The 25234-nt window shown below is 36.9% G+C and carries 22 protein-coding genes; 4 read left to right on the forward strand and 18 right to left on the reverse strand.

The features are described 5' to 3' along the window. Positions 1-13: 13 nt before the first annotated feature. The 11 genes from ACNTMY_RS07760 to ACNTMY_RS07810 form a co-directional block, all read right to left on the reverse strand. A complete protein-coding gene (locus tag ACNTMY_RS07760) occupies positions 14-595 on the reverse strand; it encodes a hypothetical protein (protein WP_423216024.1) in 582 nt (193 codons plus the stop codon). Between the two features lie 243 nt (positions 596-838). Beyond that, positions 839-3931 carry a DEAD/DEAH box helicase gene (locus ACNTMY_RS07765; RefSeq protein ID WP_423216025.1) on the reverse strand — a complete coding sequence of 1031 codons (3093 nt, stop codon included), beginning with the start codon at positions 3929-3931 and terminating at the stop codon, positions 839-841. A gap of 127 nt (positions 3932-4058) precedes the next feature. After that, the gene (gene der, locus ACNTMY_RS07770) at positions 4059-5369 is read right to left on the reverse strand and encodes a ribosome biogenesis GTPase Der (RefSeq protein WP_021143005.1); all 1311 of its coding nucleotides are present in this window, start codon (positions 5367-5369) and stop codon (positions 4059-4061) included. A 135-nt stretch (positions 5370-5504) separates the two neighbouring features. After that, positions 5505-6407 (reverse strand): primosomal protein DnaI, encoded by a 903-nt coding sequence (gene dnaI / locus ACNTMY_RS07775; RefSeq protein WP_024343628.1) that lies wholly within the window; start codon positions 6405-6407, stop codon positions 5505-5507. Positions 6408-6417: 10 nt separating this feature from the next. After that, positions 6418-7569 (reverse strand): helicase loader, encoded by a 1152-nt coding sequence (locus ACNTMY_RS07780; protein ID WP_423216026.1) that lies wholly within the window; start codon positions 7567-7569, stop codon positions 6418-6420. Beyond that, entirely contained in the window at positions 7556-8050 is a 495-nt protein-coding gene (gene nrdR, locus ACNTMY_RS07785; RefSeq protein ID WP_278487794.1) for a transcriptional regulator NrdR, read from the reverse strand. The genes ACNTMY_RS07780 and nrdR overlap by 14 nt, the downstream gene beginning before the upstream one ends. Before the next feature lie 158 nt (positions 8051-8208). Beyond that, positions 8209-9696, reverse strand: coding sequence for a HAMP domain-containing sensor histidine kinase (locus ACNTMY_RS07790; RefSeq protein WP_423216027.1), 1488 nt, complete (start codon positions 9694-9696; stop codon positions 8209-8211). Continuing rightward, complete coding sequence (locus ACNTMY_RS07795) at positions 9696-10388, reverse strand: response regulator transcription factor (protein ID WP_423216028.1); 693 nt, start codon at positions 10386-10388, stop codon at positions 9696-9698. Before ACNTMY_RS07795 ends, ACNTMY_RS07790 begins: the two co-directional genes overlap by 1 nt. Positions 10389-10628: 240 nt before the next feature. Then, positions 10629-11162: a YceD family protein gene (locus tag ACNTMY_RS07800; RefSeq protein WP_423216029.1), complete on the reverse strand. Its 534-nt coding sequence runs from the start codon at positions 11160-11162 to the stop codon at positions 10629-10631. A 150-nt stretch (positions 11163-11312) separates the two neighbouring features. Then, positions 11313-12209, reverse strand: a complete 897-nt coding sequence (htpX, locus tag ACNTMY_RS07805; protein WP_423216030.1) for a zinc metalloprotease HtpX — start codon at positions 12207-12209, stop codon at positions 11313-11315. 111 nt (positions 12210-12320) lie between these two features. Continuing rightward, positions 12321-12872 (reverse strand): LemA family protein, encoded by a 552-nt coding sequence (locus tag ACNTMY_RS07810; protein WP_021143013.1) that lies wholly within the window; start codon positions 12870-12872, stop codon positions 12321-12323. Between the two features lie 293 nt (positions 12873-13165). On the opposite strand from ACNTMY_RS07810, the gene rsmG reads away from it, so the two are divergent. The 3 genes from rsmG to ktrA all read left to right on the forward strand — a co-directional run bounded on the left by rsmG (position 13166) and on the right by ktrA (position 16000). Next, complete coding sequence (gene rsmG, locus ACNTMY_RS07815) at positions 13166-13879, forward strand: 16S rRNA (guanine(527)-N(7))-methyltransferase RsmG (RefSeq protein WP_423216031.1); 714 nt, start codon at positions 13166-13168, stop codon at positions 13877-13879. A 65-nt stretch (positions 13880-13944) separates the two neighbouring features. Continuing rightward, entirely contained in the window at positions 13945-15318 is a 1374-nt protein-coding gene (locus ACNTMY_RS07820; protein WP_423216032.1) for a TrkH family potassium uptake protein, read from the forward strand. 10 nt (positions 15319-15328) lie between these two features. Further along, positions 15329-16000: a potassium uptake transporter gating subunit KtrA gene (gene ktrA, locus ACNTMY_RS07825; protein WP_423216033.1), complete on the forward strand. Its 672-nt coding sequence runs from the start codon at positions 15329-15331 to the stop codon at positions 15998-16000. Positions 16001-16027: 27 nt separating this feature from the next. On the opposite strand, the gene ACNTMY_RS07830 is transcribed toward ktrA, so the two are convergent. The 4 genes from ACNTMY_RS07830 to sstT all read right to left on the reverse strand — a co-directional run bounded on the left by ACNTMY_RS07830 (position 16028) and on the right by sstT (position 20601). After that, positions 16028-16858 (reverse strand): energy-coupling factor transporter transmembrane component T family protein, encoded by an 831-nt coding sequence (locus ACNTMY_RS07830; protein WP_423216034.1) that lies wholly within the window; start codon positions 16856-16858, stop codon positions 16028-16030. After that, on the reverse strand, positions 16851-18527 hold the full coding sequence (locus ACNTMY_RS07835; RefSeq protein WP_423216035.1) for an ABC transporter ATP-binding protein: 1677 nt from the start codon (positions 18525-18527) through the stop codon (positions 16851-16853). Before ACNTMY_RS07835 ends, ACNTMY_RS07830 begins: the two co-directional genes overlap by 8 nt. A 121-nt stretch (positions 18528-18648) precedes the next feature. Next, the gene (locus ACNTMY_RS07840) at positions 18649-19197 is read right to left on the reverse strand and encodes an ECF-type riboflavin transporter substrate-binding protein (RefSeq protein WP_423216036.1); all 549 of its coding nucleotides are present in this window, start codon (positions 19195-19197) and stop codon (positions 18649-18651) included. Positions 19198-19377: 180 nt separating this feature from the next. Then, complete coding sequence (gene sstT, locus ACNTMY_RS07845) at positions 19378-20601, reverse strand: serine/threonine transporter SstT (protein WP_423216037.1); 1224 nt, start codon at positions 20599-20601, stop codon at positions 19378-19380. A 317-nt stretch (positions 20602-20918) separates the two neighbouring features. Between sstT and brnQ the strand changes: the two genes are divergently transcribed. Further along, entirely contained in the window at positions 20919-22292 is a 1374-nt protein-coding gene (brnQ, locus tag ACNTMY_RS07850) for a branched-chain amino acid transport system II carrier protein (RefSeq protein WP_423216038.1), read from the forward strand. A gap of 51 nt (positions 22293-22343) precedes the next feature. On the opposite strand, the gene ACNTMY_RS07855 is transcribed toward brnQ, so the two are convergent. The 3 genes from ACNTMY_RS07855 to ACNTMY_RS07865 form a co-directional block, all read right to left on the reverse strand. Continuing rightward, a complete protein-coding gene (locus ACNTMY_RS07855; RefSeq protein WP_423216039.1) occupies positions 22344-23036 on the reverse strand; it encodes a methionine ABC transporter permease in 693 nt (230 codons plus the stop codon). After that, a complete protein-coding gene (locus tag ACNTMY_RS07860) occupies positions 23037-24101 on the reverse strand; it encodes a methionine ABC transporter ATP-binding protein (protein WP_423216040.1) in 1065 nt (354 codons plus the stop codon). It lies immediately after the preceding gene. Between the two features lie 185 nt (positions 24102-24286). After that, positions 24287-25171 (reverse strand): MetQ/NlpA family ABC transporter substrate-binding protein, encoded by an 885-nt coding sequence (locus ACNTMY_RS07865; RefSeq protein ID WP_423216041.1) that lies wholly within the window; start codon positions 25169-25171, stop codon positions 24287-24289. Positions 25172-25234 lie beyond the last annotated feature (63 nt).

Here is a 25234-nt window from a genome sequence, read left to right on the forward strand (position 1 = left end):
CTGCAAATGCAGTTTATTTTACATCATCAAAGCGAGTCAAATTCAATTCTTGAGCAACCTTATGATCTCTTTGACTTTGCAATGCTTCCTTATTATAAATTTGACTACGTTTTAGAAAGTCATAATTGTTTTTCGTAGGTTTTACAGTCGATGAATTATCTGGCTTTTTATAGGTTACGGGAATCTCTGCCAAGATATAATCATCTTGATGCATCTTTTCAGCTAAATGACTCAAGTCATTTTTGGGTTTCACAGCTCGCTTAGGCAATGGCGTTTTGAGCTGCTGTTGCATAGCTGCTTTAGAAGGTTTTTTCACTTCTTTTGACAGATATGCTTGACGCTTTTTACGAATATCACGTCTAGCTTCTTCACGCGCCAACTCGGCATAAGTTTTGCCCTGATTTGCTGAAGCATCATTTCTATCTTTGTCACCAAAATTGTAATCTTTAGTCACATCATCATAGTTTTTATCTCGATAATCCCCATGGATGTTGGTAATCAAATCTTCATTTTCATATAAAGCCATTACTTTAGGTGGATTGCTTACTGGTTCTCCATCTGCAACAAGCGGAAAACGTCTTTGATTTCTAATCACAAAATCACATCCTTTCTTAAAGGGTTCTATTCATCACTAACTAAGAAATATGGGGATTTTATCCTCGATAATCCCAAGTCCTAGCAACTAAATAGCATTGCCAAATTGTCTAAGCTTAAACGCCTAAATCTTTTGACTTTGCTCCAACTTTGTAACATTTTTATTATAAACTAAATCAGGCTATTTTTCAAAGTTTTATAGAATAAAAGCCAGTTATCTCAAAAAGATAAACTAGCCTTTATTTTATTGTTTCAAGCCTAAGATTTCTTTGATTTCATCTATTGTCATGCTTGCACGTGTTTCATTACCATCAAGGACTGTAGTCACAAGATTTTTCTTACTTTCTTGCATCTCAAGAATCTTCTCTTCAATCGTACCTCGAGTAATCAAACGATAAACTTCGACATTTTCTTTTTGACCAATACGGTGTGCACGGCTGATTGCTTGCATTTCGACAGCTGGATTCCACCAAAGGTCAATCAAAATAACTGTATCGGCACCAGTCAGATTGAGTCCGACACCACCAGCTTTTAGAGAAATCAAGAAAGTATCTTTTGAGCCGTTATTGAACGCTCGAGTCATTTCTTGACGCGCATCAGCTGGGGTAGAACCAGTAATCTTGTATGATGTCAAGCCAAGGTCTTCGATTTCTTTTTCGGCAATATCAAGCATGCCACGAAATTGTGAAAAGATAAGAGCTCGGTGACCATTTTCTTTGATTTGAGTTAATAGGTCACGAAGGCTGTCAAGCTTACCACTTTCACCGTCATAATCCATGAACAAAGCAGGTGTATCACAGATTTGGCGCAAACGTGTAATTCCAGATAGAATTTCAATCTTACGACGATTAATATCCGCATCAGATGCACTAGCAATCGTTTCTTGCATTTGACGAAGCTGTGCTAGGTAAATCGCTTTTTGCTTGTGGTCAAGTTCATTTGGATAATTGATTTCAATCAAATCTGGCAGTTCTGGTAACACTTCTTCTTTACGACGGCGCATGATAAATGGTTTGATAAATCGTGCCACTTGCTTAGCATCCATTTTCAAGAAATGTTTTTTATCTGGCAATAATCCTGGCAAAACAATTTGGAAGATTGACCAGATTTCTAACAATTTATTTTCAATCGGTGTTCCAGAAAGAGCAAAGCAATTTTTGACTTCAAACTGGCGCAAATAATGCGCAATCTTAGTCTGTGTATTTTTCATCACTTGCGCTTCATCAAGAATTAAATAATCAAAATTAAGCTGATTATACTCAGCAAAATCTTGACGGAAAGATGAATAACTTGTAATGACAACTTGGTGGTCTTCTGCGATAATCTCATCACGCACAGCTTTAAGCCCGTACGACACCGCAACATCAATCTCCGGTGCGAAACGCGTAAATTCATCTTTCCAGTTGTAAATCAGACTTGATGGAGACAGAACCAAAATGCGAGTTTCCTGCTCCAAGTGTGACGCAAGAAAAGCAATAGTTTGGAGCGTTTTTCCAAGTCCCATATCATCGGCTAAAATACCACCAAAACCATAGTGATTTAGCATTGACATCCAACGAACACCAGTCATTTGATAATCACGAAGTTGGGTTTGTAAAGGTGCCAAAGTGACTTGGTAATCTTCTGGATGCGTCAAATCATGAGCCAGCTGTTCGAATTCTTTTGAGAACGAAATGCGGTCATTGCCTTTAAATAAATCAGAGATTTGAAAAGCTGAAATAGCATCTAACTGCAGATGACCATTGTCTAATTGCTTAGCTCGTAAATTTTGTAAAGCGCTGCTGACACGTTGTGTCTCTTCATCAAAGACAACTAACTTACCAGCGTCGTTAACAAAATACGGCTGATTTCTAAATAAAGCATCAAGCGCATCATCAATGTCATTTTCAAAAATAGTTGAAAAATCAAATGAAATATCAAGTAAACCACCAGTTGTATGAATTGATACCTGAGGTTCTTCAAATTGACGCATATCCTCTAGCTCATCTGCCAAAGTAACCTGACCTAAACGAGATAATTGCCCCAAAGTTTGTGTAAAGAAATCATACAAATCCTTATCTGCTAGCGGTGCATGATAAGACACAAACGCGGCTGAAAAGCCATTAGCTTCCAGCGTTCTAAATACTCTCTCCTCATGTTTGAAATGGCTAGCAAACGGCAACTCATCAAGTTCACGCTTGCTATTGACAACAACATCACCATAATCAAAAGTAACATGCAAAGCAACTTCACGATATTCGTTTAATTCTAAATAAAAGGCAGGTGTAAAATCACGAATGTCAAAACTTTTCGGTGCTTCAACTTTTCCAAGTTCCTTAAAATCAAGCAAGCTAGCAGCTAATTTTGCTTGGTCATCCAAGTCAAAGAACAAGTGTTTGGCTAAATCTGCTTCGATTGGCAAACTTCGAATCGCTGTTAAAATCTTTTGTTGTTTTAGATTTAAGCTATAAATAAATCCATTTGTAAATAAATAGGCATTGTTAAAGAGTGGTTGATAATCTTTTTCCGTAATAATCAACTCGATTGACTGACGATGAACAACCACTTTAAAAGAAATTAAGTCTTCTAAACCATCAAGTGGTTTAAAAATCAACTGCCCATAACTTTGATGATTATGTTCAAATGAAAAATCATAAAGGTCGTTAAAGAGATTAACACCTTCTTCAAACATTCCACTCGTTAAAGCTAAATTACGAGCGTGATTTGGCAAAATATAATCAATATCCAAATGATCGCCGTCTGGCAACACTCGCCACAAAAAACGAATCAACTCTTGACTGGCTTCATCAAATTGGATTAATGATAAAGGTTCAAAATAATTTTTCCCAATCTGATAATAGCCTTCATTTCTGACAACCGTTAGGAATGCTTTAATGTCTCGGACAACATAAGCACGCTCATCTGGCAAACGATTAATTTTTAGTGTCCACCAGTAGTCTGATGAATATGGGCTCTGACTCCCATAAGCTGCCAAACGATATTTTGTTGTGTCATCATCATTAATCACTAAGCCATCAAGAAAAACACTACCAAAAGACGTATTCTTCTTGGTTTCTTGCTGATCTTCCTGATGTGAGCTCAACTCATCTGAAAGCTCTTTTCCTTCTGTATTATTTTTTAGATAGTATTCTACTGCTGCTAGATGTTCACAGTATTTTTTCTTAGCAAAAAAATCACAATCGCATCGAACTTGTTCATCTTCTAAAGAGTATTGAAGATGATGTGTATCAACTTTTGCCTGAATTAAATCTTCTCTTGTACTGATAATGTCAACCAAACCTTGTTCGTAAAGTTCTATACCTTGATTGCGAATTCGACCTGGAATCATTCTACCCAATCTAAGCCACCACCTTTTTCCTTATCATTTAATTATATCAAATTCAGTCCTCTTTAGCTTAGAAAAATGGTCATTCGATTTTATTTTTTCAAAGATACCAAAAAAGCACCTTGAAGGTGCTTTCTTCTTATTTACGTTTGCGGGCAATCAAATTGATTGGTGTTCCTTCAAAACCGAAAGCAGCACGAATTTGATTTTCCAAGAAACGCATGTATGAGAAGTGCATAAGCTCTTCTTCGTTAACAAAGATAACAAACGTTGGTGGCTTAACGGCAACTTGTGTTCCGTAGAAGATTTTCAAACGTTTACCTTTATCAGTCGGTGTTGGGTTGATAGCAATTGCATCCATGATAACATCGTTAAGAACAGCCGATGGAATACGTTTGTTTTGGCTTTCGCTGATTTTCTTAATCATTTCAGGCAATTTGTTCAAACGTTGTTTTGTAGCAGCTGATACAAAGATAATCGGAGCGTATGACAAGAATTGGAATTGATCACGAATGTCTTCTTCCCATTTTGCAACAGTGTGATTATTTTTCTCGATAGTGTCCCATTTGTTGACAACAATGATGATACCTTTACCAGCTTCATGAGCAAATCCAGCAATACGTTTGTCGTATTCACGGATTCCTTCTTCGGCATTGATAACCATAAGAACAATATCAGAACGATCGATGGCACGCATTGAACGCATCACTGAGTATTTTTCAGTGTTTTCGTAAACTTTACCAGATTTACGCATACCAGCTGTGTCAATCATTGTGTATTCTTGACCTTCGCTGTCAGTAAAGTTTGTATCAATGGCATCACGTGTTGTACCAGCGATTGGGCTTGCGATAACACGTTCTTCACCAAGAATAGCATTAATCAAGCTTGATTTACCAACGTTTGGACGTCCAATCAAACTAAACTTGATGATATCTGGATTTTCGTCTTCTTCTTCAACTGGAAGATTTTCAACGATAGCATCCAAAACATCCCCTGTACCAATCCCGTGAACTGATGATACTGGATATGGATCACCTAGACCAAGAGAATAGAAATCGTAAATATCACTACGCATTTCAGGGTTATCAACTTTGTTGACAACTAAAATGACTGGTTTGTTTGTACGATACAAGATTTTTGAAACATATTCATCTGCGTCTGTCACACCTTCTTTACCAGAAACAACAAACACGATAACATCTGCTTCTGTCATAGCGATATCAGCTTGATGTTTGATTTGTTCCATAAATGGAGCATCAACATCATCAATACCACCAGTATCAATCAATGAAAACTTACGGTTAAGCCATTCACCTGTTGTATAGATACGGTCACGAGTAACACCCTCGACATCTTCAACAATTGAAATACGCTCACCTGCGATACGGTTAAACAAAGTCGATTTGCCGACGTTTGGACGTCCGACAATAGCAACTGTAGGTAAAGCCATAATTCTTAATACCTATTCGTTAAAATAGCTAGACTATTTTAAGTGGTTTGTCACCACACGAAAACACCATTAGATGCTTCGCCGATTCCTTTCACATTCTTTTATCTATTTATCACTTTTAATGATTACAAACAATTAACGTCGATTTTCACCTTGTAGATGAATTTCTCGCGCCAAATATCGAATACGTTCCATCACACGCTTAGCCTGCCAAGTTTCATCGCCTGAACGTGAGATAGCAAAATGTTCTTCCAAGCCTTTAAAGTCAAGGTTTGACGTGAAGAAGGTCAACAGATTTTCTTGCATACGATATTGCAAAATCACCTGAAGCACATCATCGCGAATCCATGAACTTTGTTGTTCAGCGCCGATATCATCCAAAACCAAGATTTCAGATTGCTTGATTTGGTCAATCTGCTCTTTCACCGTTCCTGTATTGATTGCATTTTTAATATCAACACAGAAAGTTGGAAAATGCAGCAATGTAGTCGACTTGCCATACTTAGCTGACAAACGATTTGCCAAATAAGCCATCAGATACGATTTTCCAACCCCAAAGGTTCCAAAAACATAAAGCCCTTTTTGCGGTTTATTCTCAAGATTTTTAATATAATCATTCAAATAATTATAAATCTCGATACGATTGGGATCCCCAAGGTCAATATCATCAGTCGAAATGTGCTTAAGACTTGTTGGCAAGCCAATCAAGGTCACACGATTTTTGATATCTTGACGTTTTTTAGCCTCAACCAATTCACGAGTTTCCAAATAAATGACATCAGCATAACCTTCGTTCATGCTAAGAGCAGGTTTGTAACCTTTTGCCACGTAAGAAGCATCTTGATTTTGAAACTTCTCACGCTCAACCATGAACTGATTGAATTTTGGAAGACTTCGGTTAATTTGCTCTTGAGTCAAGCCGTTTGACGTGATAAAATCAGCAATTTCCTTATCCGCTAAAATAGCTTGAGTCAATTTATTAAGATCCGTACGACTTTGGCGAAGCTGTTTAGCCAAGGTTTGTCCGATTTTTTCCATCACTCACTCCTTAATCTTCTAGCATGCTACGCTTAAGCTCTTCAAGTTTTGCCTTTTCTTCAGCTGTCGCAACATGTTTGTATTCTTTAGCTGTCCACTCAGGAACGTTAGTCTTAGCTACTTTTGGCTTAGCCTTGCGCTCTTTGTTACGTTGTGCAAAACTACGCATTTTTAGAACTGCAACTTCAGCTGATGCAACCTTTTGATATGCAAAATCATTTGCCACTTTCATGATGTAAGGCTTATTGAGATTAGCTGATTGCGTCTTATTCAACGTATAGAGCACCATGACATTGATGACTTCATCTAAGAAGTTCATATTAGCTAATTCTTCTAACAATTTTCGTTCACTTTCCGTAACCACAGCACGTTTTGGTGCTTTGATTTTTTCAAGAAACTCTCTAGCAGAAGTTTTCTTAGCTTCACGAATGATGACCTGTTCTTTAGCATCAAATTGTTCGTTGGTTTGATTAGTGCTAACTTTTTTCTGCTCAAGCTGTACAGTCATACGCTTAGGCGAAATCGTCCCATTGATTGCTGTACTTTTTGCCAAGTTGTAAGTATCAAACCAGTTCATCGTGTATTTATCAGCCAAACTGTAAATCATCACAACATCATTTTTCTCGTCTTTGAAGCGCAAGCCATCACGCAGCATCAAGCGTTCAAAACTATCTAAATCAAAATGATTTTTTGAAACCTGCTTAGGCACACTTGGATTTTCATCCACTGAAAAAATATCAGAGAATTTTTTAGAAAGGTCACGCGCCCCATCAGGCAAAACAATGTCTAATTCAGCAACCGCAACTTCACCAATTCTTTGCTCTAGCAAGCGACGATAAATCGGATTTGCCAGAAAAATTTCACGAGCAAGCGCAGGCTGAAGTTTCAAAACATATGCATCACGTGTTTGATATAAAACCAACAAATCAACTGCTGTCAAAATAGCAAAAGCTTCTTCAACTTCTTGCATGCTAAGTTGTAAGTGGTTAAGAATTTCACTAAACTTGTGACGCTTAACCCCATCATCAAAGAAAGCTAAAAGATAGTCATACAACAAAACCGCATGATTACCAATCACTGGATGATAAAGCTGAGTCAGACTATCAGAATCCAGCAAAACCTTATTATTTTTTACATAAGAAAATTCATCAATCGGTCTCATTTAGCTTACTTCTTTTCTTCTTGCTGCGAACACGACTAGTAATCTGCTGAAGAAGTTCTTCGATTTCATCAACATCTTTAAATGATTTGTAGACTGAGGCAAAGCGAACATAAGTAATTTCATCAAGCTCAGCCAACTCATCCATAACAAGATTACCAATCACAGTACTTGGAACTTCACTTTCGTATTCACTACGAATTTTTTGTTCGATACGTGACACAACTTGCTCAATATCGTCACTCGATACTGGACGTTTTTGCGCACTTTGAAAAATACCATTTAGGATTTTTTCTCGAGAAAACTGTTCACGCGTTCCATCTTTTTTTATCACTAGCAAGGGTAGTTCTTCAACGCGTTCAAAGGTTGTGAATCGCGCATGACAATTTTCACATTCTCGACGTCGTCTGATAGTATTTCCGTCTTCAGCTTGACGGCTATCAATAACGCTCGATTTATTATAATTACATTTTGGACAACGCATGCAAACACCCCATTCTACCAATTATTCTAATACTTTATTTTACCATAATATCAATCATTATGAAAGTCATACCAGCCTAAGCTGGCTAGCTGTTGTCATCCCTTTTCTAACAAAATATTTCTCATACTTCATTAGAAAAACGAACAGACCGAGAAAGCTCAGTCTGTCTTTTTAATTTTTTCTGTCGTAACAAGTGGAATGATTAAAGTAAACTCAGTTCCCTCATCAACAACACTGCTGACGCTAACTTTGAGTTCATAAGCATCCACTATTTGCTTAAGAATAGCTAAGCCAATTCCAAGCCCACCTTGTGTCGAAACACGGTTACGTGACTTATCAGTGCGATAGAATCGCTCAAAGATGTGATTAAGGTCATCTTGTGAAATTCCCTCACCTTCATCACGAACTTTTACAATCGCATTATCACCTAAAACATCCAAAGTCACATGAATGTTTTTGTTACCTGAAGAATATTTAACGCCATTATCAATCAAGATTAAAATAGCTTGTTCAAAATGATGTTTATAAATTTCAGCATAAATACAATCATCAACCGATGAAACTAATGAAAAACGGAAATCAGGATACAGAATACGGAAATTTCCTAAAACAACATCAATCGATTGTTTTAAATCTGTAACTTCTCCCTTATGAAGATCAAAACTTCCTTGGACACGAACCATATCTAGCATGTCATTTACCATAATCGACATACGATCTGCCTCATGATAAGCAGCATCAAGACTTTCACACAAAATCTCTGGATCATCTTTTCCCCAGCGTTGCAGCAAGCCTAAGTGCCCTTTAATGACAGCAATTGGTGTGCGTAATTCATGGCTAACATCACTTACAAAACGTGTTTGTCGTTTGGCAAATCCCTCAATTTGCTCTAAAACACTATCAAAAGTTTGTGATAATTCTTCAATTTCATCACCAGATTGAATATTCGAACGTAATGCTAAATCACTTGGATTTTCAGCAAGTCCATCAACAAATGTTTGAAATTCTCGTAGTGGTCTCAATGTTTTATGAGATACTGTAAAGACTAAATAGTAAATCAAGCAAGCTTCAACAAGTTCACATAACAACGTAACCACCACAAAAGCATGACGCGACATAAAATACGACGTGATACTTTGGTAGACCGTTACGTACCCGATAAGCTCTCGACTGTCTTTAGAATAAATTTTTTCACTCTGATAAAAACCATTAAAAGATGGTGAACGGTACATTGCCGTTTCACCAACTTTTCCAATTTTCATAGTCGATAATACTTTATCAGTTGTCAAAACTAATTGTTTGTCTTTATTAAAAACAGAAACTTCTTGATTATCAAAAATCAATTCATCAATGCCACCTTGCCTATCAAGGATATATTTATTATTACTATCTTCAATAAGCGAACCTGAAGCACCAAATTGTTTCAACAAATCTAATAACTTCTCTTGTGAAAGAGAAGTTTCTTTAGATAAAAATTCACGAACGACTTCTGTGGATTGTTCGGTGTTATAACGATCTCTTGAAAGAAAAATTCGTGTGACACCAAAATAAATAATCAAGTTGAAAGCTGATAGAATCAACAAAATCCACAGAAAAGTTTTTGCAGAAATTTTTTTAGATAATGACTTCTTAAAGCATTTTATCATTATTTTTCTCGAATAATATAACCCATTCCGCGAACAGTTTGGATATATGATTCTTTACCAGGAATATCAATTTTACCACGAAGGTAGCGGATGTAAACGTCCACTACGTTTGTTTCGATATCTGTGTCATAACGCCAAACACTTGCAAGCAATTCTTCACGTGTCATCACACGGTTAACGTTTGAAAGAAGAACGCTCAACAAATCATATTCGCGTTTTGTTAATGAAATTTCATCGTCTCCACGTACAGCAGAACGATTTTGTGGATTAAGACGAAGTCCTAACAGTCCCTCTTTTGCTTGGCCTTCTTTGTCATTTTTAGAATTAGCTTCTTGACGACGGAACACTGCACGAACACGCGCTAATAATTCTTCAATAGCAAATGGTTTTACGATGTAATCATCTGCACCACGATCAAGACCAGCAACGATATCCATGATTGAATCACGAGCTGTCATCATGATAATTGAAGTTTCTTTTTCTAAACGAAGACGACGTGTAATTTCGAATCCGTCCATATCAGGCAACATCAAATCCAATAGAATCAAATCAAAATCATCATCTAAAGCCGTTTGTAAACCTAAACGCCCATTTGTCTCAACAACTACTGAATACCCTTCGTGTTGTAGCTCTAAAGACACGAAGCGTGCAAGATTTTTTTCATCCTCAATAATTAAAATCTTTTTACTCATTGTCACCAACCTTTTATTTAATGTAAAGATTATAAAATCTAATTATTTGCCTAGTACACAGCCCTAATTATCGCTTTAATTTTTTGTTTCATTCATGAGAAAAATCCATCCATCACTCTATCCCTTTTTAATATCTTTCTCAGAAATGACTCTTCAGCCAAGTATACTATAGTGCCCTAAAAGTATATCAAAGTGTAAGCGATAATTCAAGAAAATTTTATCTATTTAATGTAAATTATATTAATCCTCAAAAAGGCCATTTAAAGCTGAAAATGGGTTATTTTCCTTTTTCTTTTCATTTTGCAATGCTTCGTATTGATCTTCTGTCATGACAGACCAATTTTGTCCTGAAGGCATGTCTTCTGATTGACGTTCTTCATCACTTAATACTTGCATTGGAATTGTCAAAAGGATGTTATCAATCGCACTTTCTTCCAAATCAATAAAATCATTTTCTAATACTAAAGCAAGATTTTCTTTGACTAAATCTTCTTTAGAATGAAGATCTGCAGCCTCAACAAAAACTTCTGTGACATCTTCAACTTGGTGCACATCAACAGGTTGCATTGAGCGGCTAGATGGCAATGTAATAGTGTAATCCAAGCGATAGTTTAACAAATACAACCCATCATCATATGAAACAATGCCGTCAACACGCACTTCTTTGACGTCTAAAACTTCGCTAGAACGTTGCATTAATGTTTCTTTAATGTTCAAAGATTCATTAAAAGCAATCCCTTCAGCATTTTTCTTTATTTCTGAAATAGCAATCATCAATAATTTACCTCTTTTAAAATTTCCTTACCATTATACCAGCTTTTTTAGCTCTTGTCTTTATGATATTGATGTCAAATCTATTACAAGAAAATTCTTTTTTGATTATCATAAAAAAGCTTACATCAAATGTAAGCTTTTAATATTTTTCTACATATGGCGAAGTCGGTCAATACGATCTGAGATTGAAGGATGCGTATTGAACAAAGAACTAAATCGTTCGCCTTTTTTCAAAGGATCATTAATATATAGCGCAGCACTTGCTTGATCTACTGTATGATGCATCGGTGATGACTGTTCAAGTTTTTGCAATGCCTTAATCATTCCTTCAGGATTTCGTGTCAATTCAACAGAACTTGCATCCGCTAAAAATTCACGCTGTCTCGAAATTGCCAACTGAACTAGTGTCGCAGCAAGCGGTGCTAGAATAAGAGAGATTAATGATAAAATCAAAATGATAATACCTAACGCACCCTCATCACGGTCATCAGAACGACGGCGGCTACCACCAAACCACATCATTCGATTTCCAAAACTTGCAATCAATGTAATAGCACTGGCAAGTGCAACAGCAATCGTTGAGATACGAATATCATAATTTCGAATGTGGCTCACTTCGTGCCCGATAACACCCTCTAACTCTTCACGATTCATAAGCTTAAGCAATCCTGTAGTTGCAGCTACTGCTGCATTTTCCGGACTTGAACCTGTTGCAAAGGCATTAAGCGAATCATCTTCAACAATGAAAACTCGCGGCATTGGAATCTGAGCAACCATAGCCATGTCTTCAACAATGTGGTAAAGTTGTGGTGCCTCAGCCTCACTGACTTCACGAGCATTATTCATTGACATGACGACATTTGTTGACTGAAAAATCATACTTCCAGCATAAATGCCACCAACAATCAGCGCAATAACAACGCCAAATCCCAGACTATCCAACCACAGATAGCCTACTGCTGCTCCAATAGCAGCTAGCAACATAAAAAATACAAATAGCAACACAACCGTCTTACGTTTATTGCTAGCAATTTGATCATATAGCATAATTCTCTGTATAACTGAAAGAGTCTCTTCCAGTTAAAAACGACCTAAAGAGACTCCCTTTCCTTTCTTTTAAGATAACTATCTTAAAAATTTTTTCTAAAATAGAATTGATTAAAAATCAAATGACACTTTTGGTACTTCTTTTTCTTCTTCTGGAGTTTCCAAAAATTGACTTGGTTTAAATCCGAAAAGACCTGCAACAATATTTGTTGGGAATGTTTCTAGTTTCACGTTGTAGTTTGCTGTAGTTGTATTGAACAATTGACGTGAATAAGAAATTTTATTTTCAGTGTTTGTTAATTCATCTTGTAATTTAACAAAGCTGTTATTTGCTTTAAGTTCAGGGTAATTTTCAGCAACTGCAATCAAGCTTGACAATTGTTTTGTAAGAGCATTTGAAGCATGCATTGCTTCTGCTGGTGTTTGAGCTTGTGCAACTTGGCTACGCAATTCAGTGATTTTAGCAAATGTTTTTTCTTCATAAGCTGCGTATCCTTTAACAGTTTCAATCAAGTTTGGAATAAGGTCGTTACGACGTTTCAATTGAACATCGATTTGACTCCAAGATTCTTTGGTTTGCATACGACTTTTAACAAGTCCATTGTAAGCAGCAACTACCCAAAGTACTAGAACAGCAACAATAGCAATAATAACAAAAATCATAAATTCCTCCTTGGGTATTTGATACCCTTCCTAAAAATCCAGCTTTCTAACTCCAATACTCTTGGTTAAAAGCCTCTTGCGAAAACAATCGATATCTTCTTGCTTTCATTATATCAATTTTCGAGTAATTCTAAAAGAAAATACCACAAATAAAGACAAAAACTCCTTTTTATCAAACAGTCAATGCATGTCACTCCTAGTTTTTTTATGGTAAAATAAGATGATATATATTGGATTGAAAGGATCATTAGAGAAAGTGATTTTAACTTAATCAGTTTCTTTAACTTAATAACATGACACCTGAAGAATTTTATGACAGACTTGCTAAGCAAGGATTTGACTTATCGGAAACTCAAAAAAAACAATTTGAGCGCTATTTTGAACTGTTAGTCGAATGGAATCAAAAAATCAACTTGACTGCCATCACTGATAAAGAAGGCGTCTACCTTAAACATTTCTACGATTCTATCGCACCAGTTCTCCAAGGCAAAATTACTAATCAAGAGATTCGTCTCTTAGATATCGGAGCTGGAGCTGGTTTTCCTAGTATTCCGATTAAAATCTTGTGCCCTGATATCGATGTAACAATCATCGATTCACTTAACAAACGCATCAACTTCCTTAACTTGTTGGCGGAAGAACTTGGTCTTGATGGCGTTCATTTTTACCATGGACGTGCTGAAGATTATGGACAAGACAAAGCTTTCCGCGCTAGCTATGACATCGTCACTGCACGTGCCGTTGCCCGCTTACAAGTTCTTACAGAATTGACAATTCCATTCTTAAAAGTTGGCGGACAATTGATTGCTCTTAAAGCATCTGCTGCTGAAGAAGAATTAGCTGACGCTAAAAATGCAATGTCAGTACTCTTTTCAAAACTTATTGAAAACTATCACTATGAATTACCAAACGGTGACAGTCGTCAAATTACAATTCTTGAAAAGAAAAAAGAAACTCCAAATAAATACCCACGTAAAGCTGGTATGCCAAATAAAAAACCTCTTTAATGGGCTAATAGTGACAATAAGTGGCTCTAGCAGCCACTTAATTGCTATAAGAAAGGGATGTTCATTTGACTAGATTTTTAAAACGGCTATCTGGTACCCAACGTTTAACCGTTAGCTTTCTAATTGTAATTTTAATAGGAAGTATCTTACTATCACTTCCGATAACTCATTACCAAAACGCACCAGCAACAAACTATCTTGACCACTTATTTACCGTGGTATCGATGGTCTGTGTGACTGGGCTCTCTGTCTTTCCTGTCGCTGATGTCTACAACGGTCTCGGGCAAGTGATTGCTATCATCTTGATGCAAGTTGGTGGTCTTGGACTTGTCACCTTGATCGCAGTTAGTACATATTTGCTCAGACGACGTATGAATCTATCGAGCCAAAATATCTTGCAATCAGCTCTAAGTTATGACAACAGTGGCCACTTAAAACGCTATCTATTCAATGTTTATAAAATAACGTTCATCATTGAATCCTTGATTGCGATTTTATTTCTCATTGACTTCATTCCAAGATTTGGGGTAAAACACGGTATTTTCAATGCTATCTTTTTAGCAGTTTCTGCTTTTTGTAATGCCGGTTTTGATAACCTTGGCGGAGACAGTCTAAAAGCATTTGTCTTAAATCCACTACTTAATCTCCTTTTTATGATTTTGATTGTCTCTGGAGGAATCGGATTTGCAGTCTGGGTTGACATCAAGCGTGCTATTAAAGCTTTCTTAGCAGATAGACCTTATCGCCTAAAAACATTCACTCGCAAATTAAGCAACCAAACACGCTTAGTACTTGACACAACAGCGGTGATTTTAATACTAGGAACGGCTATAACTTGGCTTTTGGAAGCTAACAATCCTAAAACAATTGGATTGTACAATCCTTTCCAACAATTTATGGTCAGCTTATTTCAAACAGTCACAATGAGAACAGCTGGTTTTGCAACGATTTCATATCTTGATACACATACAGCAACCAACATTCTCTACATGATTCAAATGATTATCGGTGGAGCTCCTGGTGGTACCGCTGGTGGGGTAAAAGTAACAACCGTTGCAATTACTTTCCTACTCTTCAAATCAGAACTAGCTGGTCAGAGTGAAGTTACTTACCGCCACCGCATCATTGCAAATAAGGTCATCAAACAGACTTTGACAGTGCTCATCTTCTTCTTTTCAATTTTAATTGTTGGTTATATCCTTCTTCTTCAATTTGAACCGCACCACGACCCAATTGCACTGCTTTTTGAAGCTGTGTCTGCTATCGCTACCGTTGGTGTTTCTATGGATTTAACACCGCAATTATCAACTTCAGGACGACTTGTCATCATGGCATTGATGTTCATCGGACGTGTCGGACCATTGACAGTTCTTCTTAGTCTTCTTCAAAAGAAAGAAAAAGAAATTCAATACGCACAAACAAATATCACAGTAGGTTAGAGGAAATAAAATGAGAAAAAAAATAATTGGTGTTCTTGGACTTGGTATCTTTGGACGAAACGTTGCCAAAGAACTCAGCAAATTTGACCAAGATGTCATTGCTATCGACATTAACGAAAATCTTGTACAAAATGTATCTGACGTTGTTAAAAAAGCTGCTGTCGGAGATATCACAGACATTGACTTTTTAAAAGCTATTGGTATCAGAGAATGTGATACCGTTGTTGTCGCAACTGGTAACAATCTTGAATCTTCTGTTCTTGCCGTTATGCACTGTAAAAAACTTGGCGTTAAAAATATTATCGCAAAAGCTAAAACCAAAACTTATGAAGAAGTGCTTTATGGTATCGGAGCAAGCAAAGTTATCATGCCAGAACGCGATTCTGGTAAACGCGTTGCTTCTAACATGCTTCGTCACCACATTGATAACATCGTTCACTTAGAAGAGAAGTTGGCAATGGTTGAATTCTCAATTCCACACTCTTGGATTGGGAAAAATCTGCTCCAACTCGATGTCCGAAATAAATTCGAAATCAACATCATCGGTATCCGCAAAAAAAATCCTGCAACCATCGATACACACATTGATCCAAATCAGCCTTTTGAAGCTGATACCGAAATCATTGCCATCGCAAGCGATGACACCTTCGAAAAATTCGATTACCTTGGTTATTTGAAATAAAAAAAGGCTCTTAATAAGGAGCCTTTTTTATTGCCATGGATTGTAAAAACGTCCATGATTCCATTCAAATAGTAAAAATGTGATAAGAATAATTACAACAGATACAGCGATTGTCAAAATATCTGTTGAGGTAAAATTTTTATAAGTGTACCAAGTACGCTTTTTATTTTTTCCAAAACGACGTAATTCCATCGCCGTTGAGACCGTATCAATTCTCTCTAAAGAGCTAAAAATCAATGGAATGATAATCTGAAGATTACCTTTGACACGTTTCATTAATTTTTCTTTTTGTGACAATTCAAGACCACGCGCTTCTTGTGACATACGAATCATGTAAAATTCTTCCTGAACATCTGGAATATAGCGCAATGTCAAACTTACCGCATAAGCAACCTTGTAAGGCACACCAATCTGGTTAAGACTTGAGGCGAATTGACTCGGATGCGTCGTCATGAGAAATAGCACAGCCAAAGGCACTGTACAAAAATATTTCAAAGCCAGATTAAACAAATAAAACAATTCTTGGCTTGTCAGATAAAAGCGACCATAGCCCTGCCATAAAACCGTTTTGGCGCCATAAATATGCTCGCCATAACTTGGTTCAAACACATAAACCATCAAAACATTCAAAAGCGCAAAAAAGCCAATGAATTTGATAACAAATGAAATTTGCTTCCAACGAATATCTGCAATTTTAAACAAGATAAGCGATGACAATCCAACAACAGCAATTAATCGTGTATCATAAGTCGTCATACAAGCCACAGATACTAAGATAAAGAAGATTAATTTGCTAGCGCCAGACAATTGATATAAGAAACCTCGACCACTTTGATAACCAATAAAATGATTAGCCACGGCATCCTCCTTGTTGTTTAATGTAATAATGCGTCAAATCAATTGGATTGATTCCTAATTTTTCAGCCAAATCAAATAAACTTGTCTTTTTCAGATTAGCTCGATCCAAAATATCAACCTGACTAAACAAATCAACTGGCGTGCAGTCTGCAATGATTTTTCCATCGCCAACAACAATACTGCGATCAGAATATTCTAGCATCAGCTGCATATCGTGCGTAATCATAATAATGGTGTGACCAGCCTTGTTTAACTGATTGAGGAAAGTCATGATTTCTGTATAATGTTTCTTATCCTGTCCTGCCGTCGGTTCGTCAAGCAAGATGATTTCAGGATTCATGACTAAAACTGAGGCAATCGTAACACGTTTTTTCTGACCAAAAGAAAGAGCTGAAATTGGCCAATTACGAAATTCGTACAAACCACACACTTTCAAAGTCTCTAAAACGCGCTGCTCGATTTCCTGCTCATTAACACCACGCAAGCGTAAACCAAGTGCAACTTCATCAAAAATCATCGTCTGACTAATCATTTGATTTGGATTTTGAAGAACGTAGCCAATCTTCTCAGCACGCTCTTTAATCGAATCACTCATAATAGATTTTCCTTGATAGAGAATATCTCCATCTGGCGTGATAAATTGACACAAAGCTTTTGCTAGAGTTGACTTTCCTGCACCATTTTTTCCGACAATAGCAATGCGTTCACCCTTATGGACAGCAAAACTAATGTCTTTTAAAATCTTCTTGCCGTCATCATATGAAAACTCGAGATGACTAGCTTCTAAGATATTTTCTTTTTGGAGAATAACACCAGACTGACTCAAGCCTTTTACTGTAATATCTGACAAATCCAGCTGATTAATGTCTGATAAATGCTCCGCTTTTGTCACATCAACATTTAAGTTTTTTAATGCTGTGATATAAAGTGGCTCGCGAATGCCATTTTCGACTAGCAGTTCACTCTTTAATAACTCATCAGGCTGACCATCAAATACAATACGACCATCATTGACTAAAACAACTTTATCTACGTGTCGATAAAGCACATCTTCCAAGCGGTGCTCAATAATAATCGTCGTTGTCTTGCCTTCTTGGTGGATGCGATCAATCAATTCAATCGTTTCTTGTCCTGACTTTGGATCAAGATTAGCAAGTGGCTCATCAAAAAGTAAGATTGGACTTTCATCAATCAAAACACCTGCCAAACTCACTCGTTGCTTTTGACCACCTGATAAATCCTGCGGACGATTATCCAAGAAAGTTGCCAAATCAAGTTTCTCAGCCCAATAATCGACTTTTTCTCGCATTTCCTTCAAAGGAAGGCAGTCATTTTCAAGTGCAAATGCCAAATCCTCTGCTACAGTTAAGCCGATAAACTGTCCATCTGGATCCTGCAAAACTGTAGAAACTAAATGTGATTTATCATAAATAGATAGATCAAAAGCATCCTTACCTGCAATGGTAAATTGTCCTGTTTTTTCACCGTGATGAATATTTGGAATGATACCGTTGAGACACTGCCCAATCGTTGACTTTCCAGAGCCCGATGGACCGACAATTAAGACTTTTTGCCCTCTCTCAATGGTTAAATTAAGATATTTTAGCGTCGGCTCTGCTTGAGCATCATATTTAAAAGTGAAATCCTTAAATTCAATAAGGGGTTTCATAATATTTCTCCTAAAAAATGATTAAGAGTAGGACAAGCTTGTCATCCTACTCCTTAAAAAACAGCTCGAAAACGAGCTGAAATAATACTAGAATGTTAATTATCGCAGTTAAGATTAAATCTTAATCTTTTGTCAAACTGCCAGATTTTGTGCGTGTTTTTGTATAAACCGCTAGAAGTAAAGAACCACCAATAGCAATCGTCAAGCTATTAATCACAGCTGATAAAATACCTTGTGTAAATACTTTACTTACTGGTTCACTATAAACTAAAATATCTCCATATGGCGCAATAACTGCCCATCCAATAATATTTGCAAGGATTTGTGTACCGTTAAACCAAGCGTAATCTTTTCCAGTCAATTGACCTTTTTCAATATTAATTTTTTTAGACACCAATCCGATAGCAAGTCCGATAAGTCCGCTCACTAGAACCCAAGTCCACCATGGTGAACCGTACTGAAGTGCATCTTTCAAGGCATGACCGATAAAGCCTGAAAAGAAACCAACAGTCGGACCATAAATTACAGCAAACAAAGCTAAAACAGCATATTGCAATTGAAGGTTTGTATTTGGAATAGGGGTTGGAATGTTAACCAATGTCCCAATAATGATAAACAGCGCAGCTCCAATACCTGTCGCTACAACAGTCTTGATAGAATTATTCTTCATAACTCGTTCTCCTTAAATAACTTTCTTATCTATTTCCTAAGTAAATTGCCTTAAAATGTTATCCTTATGCGGTTTTATTTTACCATAAATGAGACATATTTTAAAGATTATTATTCTTTGAACCAGCTATAAAAACGTTTTATAAGAACGAAAAACAGCTGAGCAATGCTCAGCTATTTTTTAGTTTTTAACGTTTTTCTTTTTACCCCAAACAGATTTTTCAGCAACTGCTGTAAAGAGAACATCTGTTGAAGAGTTAAGTGCTGTTTCACATGAATCTTGAACAACACCAACAATAAATCCAACGCCGACAACTTGCATTGCTAGGTCATTTGAAATACCAAACAAGCTACATGCCACAGGAACTAAAAGAAGTGATCCTCCAGTGACACCTGAAGCTCCGCAGGCTGAAACAGCTGATAGCACACTTAGCAAGAATGCTGTCGGGAAATCAACATGAATTCCTAATGTATTAACCGCGGCGAGAGTTAAAACGTTGATTGTAATAGCAGCACCACCCATATTGATAGTTGCACCAAGTGGAATTGACACTCTGTATGTATCCTCATCCAATCCTAAGTCTTCACAAAGTTTCATGTTAACTGGAATGTTAGCAGCTGAACTTCGTGTGAAGAAAGCTGTCAAACCAGAATCACGTAAGCAGCGGAAAACCAATGGATATGGATTTTTGCGCATGAAGATAAATGCAATAAATGGATTAACGACCAAGGCTACAAAAAACATTGTCCCAACAAGAGCTAAAATCAAGAAACCGTAGTTTGCTAAAATCTTAACCCCATTGTCTGAGATTGTTTTAAAGACAAGCCCTAAGATACCAAATGGCGCTAAATTAATAATCCAACGAACCACTTGTGAAGTAACTTCTGCCATTGTTTGTAACATGTCTTTAGTTGTTTTATTAGAATTTCTAAATGCAAGTCCAAAAATAACTGCCCAAGTTAAGACACCGATATAGTTAGCTGACCCCAATGCATTAATTGGGTTATCAACCATTTTTAACAATAGACTGTGGAAAACTTGCCCAACTCCTTCAGGAGATGACAATTTTGGTTGCGTGGCAGTATCCAAGGTGAGAGTAATTGGGAAAAGGTAGTTAACCACAACTGCAACTAAGGCAGCTGCTAAGGTCCCAACAAGATAAAGTCCAATAATCGTTGACATATTGGTCTTTTGTCCCTTTTCATTTTGTGACAATGCACTAGCAACCAAAACAAAGACAAGTAATGGCGCTACCGCTTTAAGCCCACCAACAAATAAATCACCTAAAATACCAATTCCTGATAATTTAGGAACTGTCATTCCTAAAATAAATCCAAGAACAACACCAATGATGATTCGTTTGATTAGGCTAGTTCTATTCCAAACACTAATAAATCGTTTCATGGTAGCTCCTTATAAATATAATTAACTGTTTAATCATAATATAAATCAGGCTCTTCGTCAAACCAACAAAGCCATTTTTGGCCATTTGGTAGCGCTTAAAACATGGAATTTCTCAATTTTTTGAAAATTTTGTGATTTTTTCTAACAACGCTAAGCCCCGTCATAGCAAGCTTAGTCAAGTTTTTCAAAAAAATCTGTATTTTTCTTCTATTGACGAGTGTTTTGGAGTTCGATATAATATTCTTCATGGAATTTTGTAAAATGAGAAAAATTGTCTCAGCAAAATGTTATATCGTATATTTATTAGGAGGACATTAATGAAACCCGTAAAAAACATTTATATTATCATAGGTTTCATGCTATTTGCTCTATTCTTTGGAGCTGGTAATCTCATCTATCCAGCCTTTTTAGGAATTTACTCTGGAAGTAACTTAGCTCTAGCCATTCTTGGTTTCTGTTTAACTGGTGTTACGCTTCCTCTGTTAGGGGTTGTAGCTGTTGCCTACTCAGGAGCTAGTGATATTGAAGATTTCGCACGTCCAGTTTCACGTCAATATGCTTTACTATTTTCAATCGCACTTTACTTATCAATTGGTCCATTCTTTGCCATTCCAAGAACTGGTGCGACATCATTTTCAATCGGTATTCAACCTATCTTTGGTGACAATGTTATTGCAAAAATCATTTACGGTTTAGTTTTCTTTGGAATTTCTTACATCTTGGCTATCAAACCAAATAAAATCGCTGACCGTATTGGTAAATACTTAACACCATCACTTTTGATTATCATTGCTATTTTAGTCATTGCATCATTTGTCAAACCTGCTGGTGATATCGGACCAGCTTACAACGCTGCTAATGATATCAGTAATGCATTCAAAGACGTTCCGTTCGTAGCAGGACTTATTCAAGGTTATGGTACAATGGATGCCCTTGCTTCACTTGCTTTTGCCATTATCGTTATTGATGCCAGCAAATCACACGGTGCAAAAGAACAATCTGAAATCGCTGCTTTAACATTCAAATCTGGATTAATTGCCACTGCACTTCTTGCTCTTATCTACATCTTCGTTGGTCGTATCGGAGCATCTTCACAAAATCTTTTTGATTTCACAAATGGACACTTCATGTTCAAAGGTGATCCAATCGATGGTGGTAATATTCTCGGCCAGGCTGCTCACTTCTATCTTGGAAGCATCGGTCAAATTATTCTCGCTGCAGCTATTTTCCTTGCATGTCTAACAACATCAACTGGATTGATCACTGCTTGTGCTGAATACTTCCACAAATTGCAACCAAAAGTTTCTCACGTTACTTGGGCAACTCTCTTCACTTTGATTGCTCTATTCTTCTACTTCGGTGGTCTAACTGACCTCATAAAATGGTCACTTCCAGTACTTTACTTGTTATATCCACTGACAGTTGTTATTATCCTACTTTCTTTACTAGCGAAATTCTTTGAAAAAGATCGTATCGTTTACCAACTGACAATTGCTTTTACAGCTGTTCCAGCACTTTACGATGCCATCTCAACGCTTGCTAAACAAACTGGTCTTTTCCACTTGCCAGCAGGTCTTGTAAACTTCTTTAGTAATATCGTTCCACTTGGTCAATTCTCAATGGAATGGATTAGCTTTGCAGTTGTAGGATTTATCGTGGGATTCATCTTACATAAAGTTAAAAAAGCTTAAACATAAAAAAACAAGTTTCAATCGAAACTTGTTTTTTTGTACTCTCAAAAATTATTTATGACTCAATTTCTTAGTCAAGAAGTCTCCGATAAATTGAATAATGAAGACTAAAATCAAAATACATAGTGTTGCAACAATTGTGACATCAGTTGCTGAACGGTTATAACCGTAATAAATAGCGATGTAACCAAGACCTCCAGCACCGATTGCACCAGCCATAGCTGTTTCACCAATAAGCGAAATCAATGTCACAGTTGACACACGAATAAGTTCTGGCAAACCTTCACTTAGGTAAATCTTGATAATATCCCATAGAGTTGCTCCAGAAGCCTGTGCTGCCTCAATAACACCCTTATCCATCTCAGAAAAGACAACTTGAACTTGACGGGCATAGAAGGCAAATGTCGCTGCTGACAAAGGAATCAAAGCAGCTGTTTTACCAAGGTTAGTCCCTACAATCGCGTATGTGAAGCCTTTTAAAATCGCAAGCAAGATGATAAATGGAATAGCACGAACAATTGAGGTAAAGATATCAAGAACTTTGAAACCAAATCGATTGCTTAGGACACCATTGGGACCAGTTAATACCAAGAACAAGCCCATAACAAGACCTAAAATTCCACCAATCACAAATGACCATCCTGTCATATAAATCGTTGCTGAAAAGGCATCTGACCAAGAATTTGTCCCTTCCCAGCCGATACGGTAAACATCAGGCAAATTTGTAGAAATCCATTCAATCATTTAGGCACCTCGTTTCAATACTGTTAATTCAATTCCAGCAGCAAGAATTGCTTCTTGTGCTCCAGCAAGTGCAGCAGCCTCACCAGACAAGACAACAATCATCTCACCAACAGGCGTGTCATCCAAAATCTCGATATTACCGTAAAGAATATTCGCTGTGACTTCGAATTGTTTGTAAATTTGGTTAAGAATTGGTTCATCTGTTGATGTTCCAGCGTATTTCAATTGGACAAGCAAGTCATCTTTTGGAAGATTTTGCACGATTGCTTGTTTTTCAATTTTAACCAAAGCATCTTCAATTCCTGTTGCAGTTTTGATAAATTCTTGCGTCAAAGGTTCTTTTGGATTTGAGAAAATATCTAAAACAGAACCTTCCTCAATCAAATGACCATTTTGCATAACAGCCACACGATGACAAATATCTTTAACAATTTGCATTTCGTGGGTAATCATAACCACTGTCAAACCAAGTTTTTGGTTTAATTCTTGCAACAAAGCCAAAATTTGCTTAGTTGTTTTAGGGTCAAGGGCTGATGTTGATTCATCAGAAATCAAAATTTCTGGGTCATTGGCAAGAGCACGCGCAATCGCCACACGTTGTTTTTGACCACCTGACAATTGTGATGGGTAGTTTTCAGCTCGGTCAGCCAGTCCTACCAATTCCAACAAATCAGCAACTTTCTTGTCTTTTTCTTCTTTGCTCAATTTTGAGTGGCGAAGGGCAAAGGCAACATTTTGGCGTGCTGTTCTTTGTGCCATCAAGTTAAAGTGTTGGAAAATCATTCCAATTTTTTGACGTTTTTGACGAAGTGCAGCACCTTTCAATTGCACTTTTCCATCCGCAAACGTCACATCTTCACCAATTGTGATTTTTCCTGCTGTTGGGGCTTGAAGCAAGTTAATCGTACGTACTAACGTTGATTTACCAGCACCAGAATACCCAACAATACCGTAAATATCACCTTTATTAATCGCAATCGAAACATCCTTTACAGCTTCGATGACGCGTTTTTTCTGGTGAAAAGTAATATCGATATGCTCTAAATTAATAATCGGTTTTGTCATAACTCTTACTCAACTCCTCAATCATTACTAATCTTTTTCCTAACGAACTATTCTTTTTAGCCAAAAAGATTTTTCAAAACTTTCCAACTTAATATTCTACCATATTGTGATGAATTTTAAAGCACTTTCAACACAATCTCCATTAATAGAAAATTGGCGTGCTTTAACACGCCAGATTCTCCTAATTAATCTTTATCACTTGATGAAACTTTTGCGCCATCCCAAGCTGGAATATCAACGCCGTCAGTTGCATCTTGGATAACTTTTCCAACTTCGTCAGTTTGATAAACTGAAATCAAAGTTTTGATTGCTTTAGCTTTTTTAGATTTTTTCCAATCTTTTTGAGCTGCAATAATGTTGACCCATTGGTCTGAGTTATCATCAACAGCTTCTTTGTAAAGTGTAGTGTCATAATCAACATCTGCTGATTGAGCATATGAGTTATTAACAACTGCAGCATCTACTGATGACAATGTTGAAGCAGTTTGAGCTGCATCAACTTCTTTGATATCCAAATCTTTAGGATTTGATGAAATGTTTTTAATTGTTGCCAATTCATCACCAGAAACATCAAGTTTAATCAAGCCAGCTGATTGAAGAAGGTAAAGCGCACGACTTTCATTTGAAGCATCATTTGGAATTGAGATAGTTGCTTTATCTGGTAGCTCTTTGACATCTTTGTACTTAGCGTCATCCCCTGTTGTGCCTGAGAATAGGCGGATTGGGCTAAGAAGTGTGTCAGCTGCTTCTACCAAAGTTCCTTTATTTTCTGAATTCCAGTTGTTCAAGAAATATTTGTGTTGGAAGGCATTGACGTCAACTTCACCATTTTGAAGAGCTTCATTTGGCTGGTTGTAATCAGTGAATTCAACCAACTCAATATCAACGCCCTTGTCTTTAGCCAATTCTTTAACCTTATCCCAAAGTGGTTCAGTTGCATCATCCAAAGTCATGATACCAACTTTAAGTGTTGAATCGTTAGAAGCTGATTTTGAACCGCCACATGCTGTTAACAAGACAGTCGATGCAATCGCTACACTAGCTACTCCAAGTAATTTTTTCAATTTCATATCTATGTTCCTCTTTTCATTTAACTCGTGATTTAATTCTATCCTATTTGGTTATAGGTTTCA

This window comes from Streptococcus equinus, from assembly GCF_049393735.1.
GTDB lineage: Bacteria > Bacillota > Bacilli > Lactobacillales > Streptococcaceae > Streptococcus > Streptococcus equinus_G.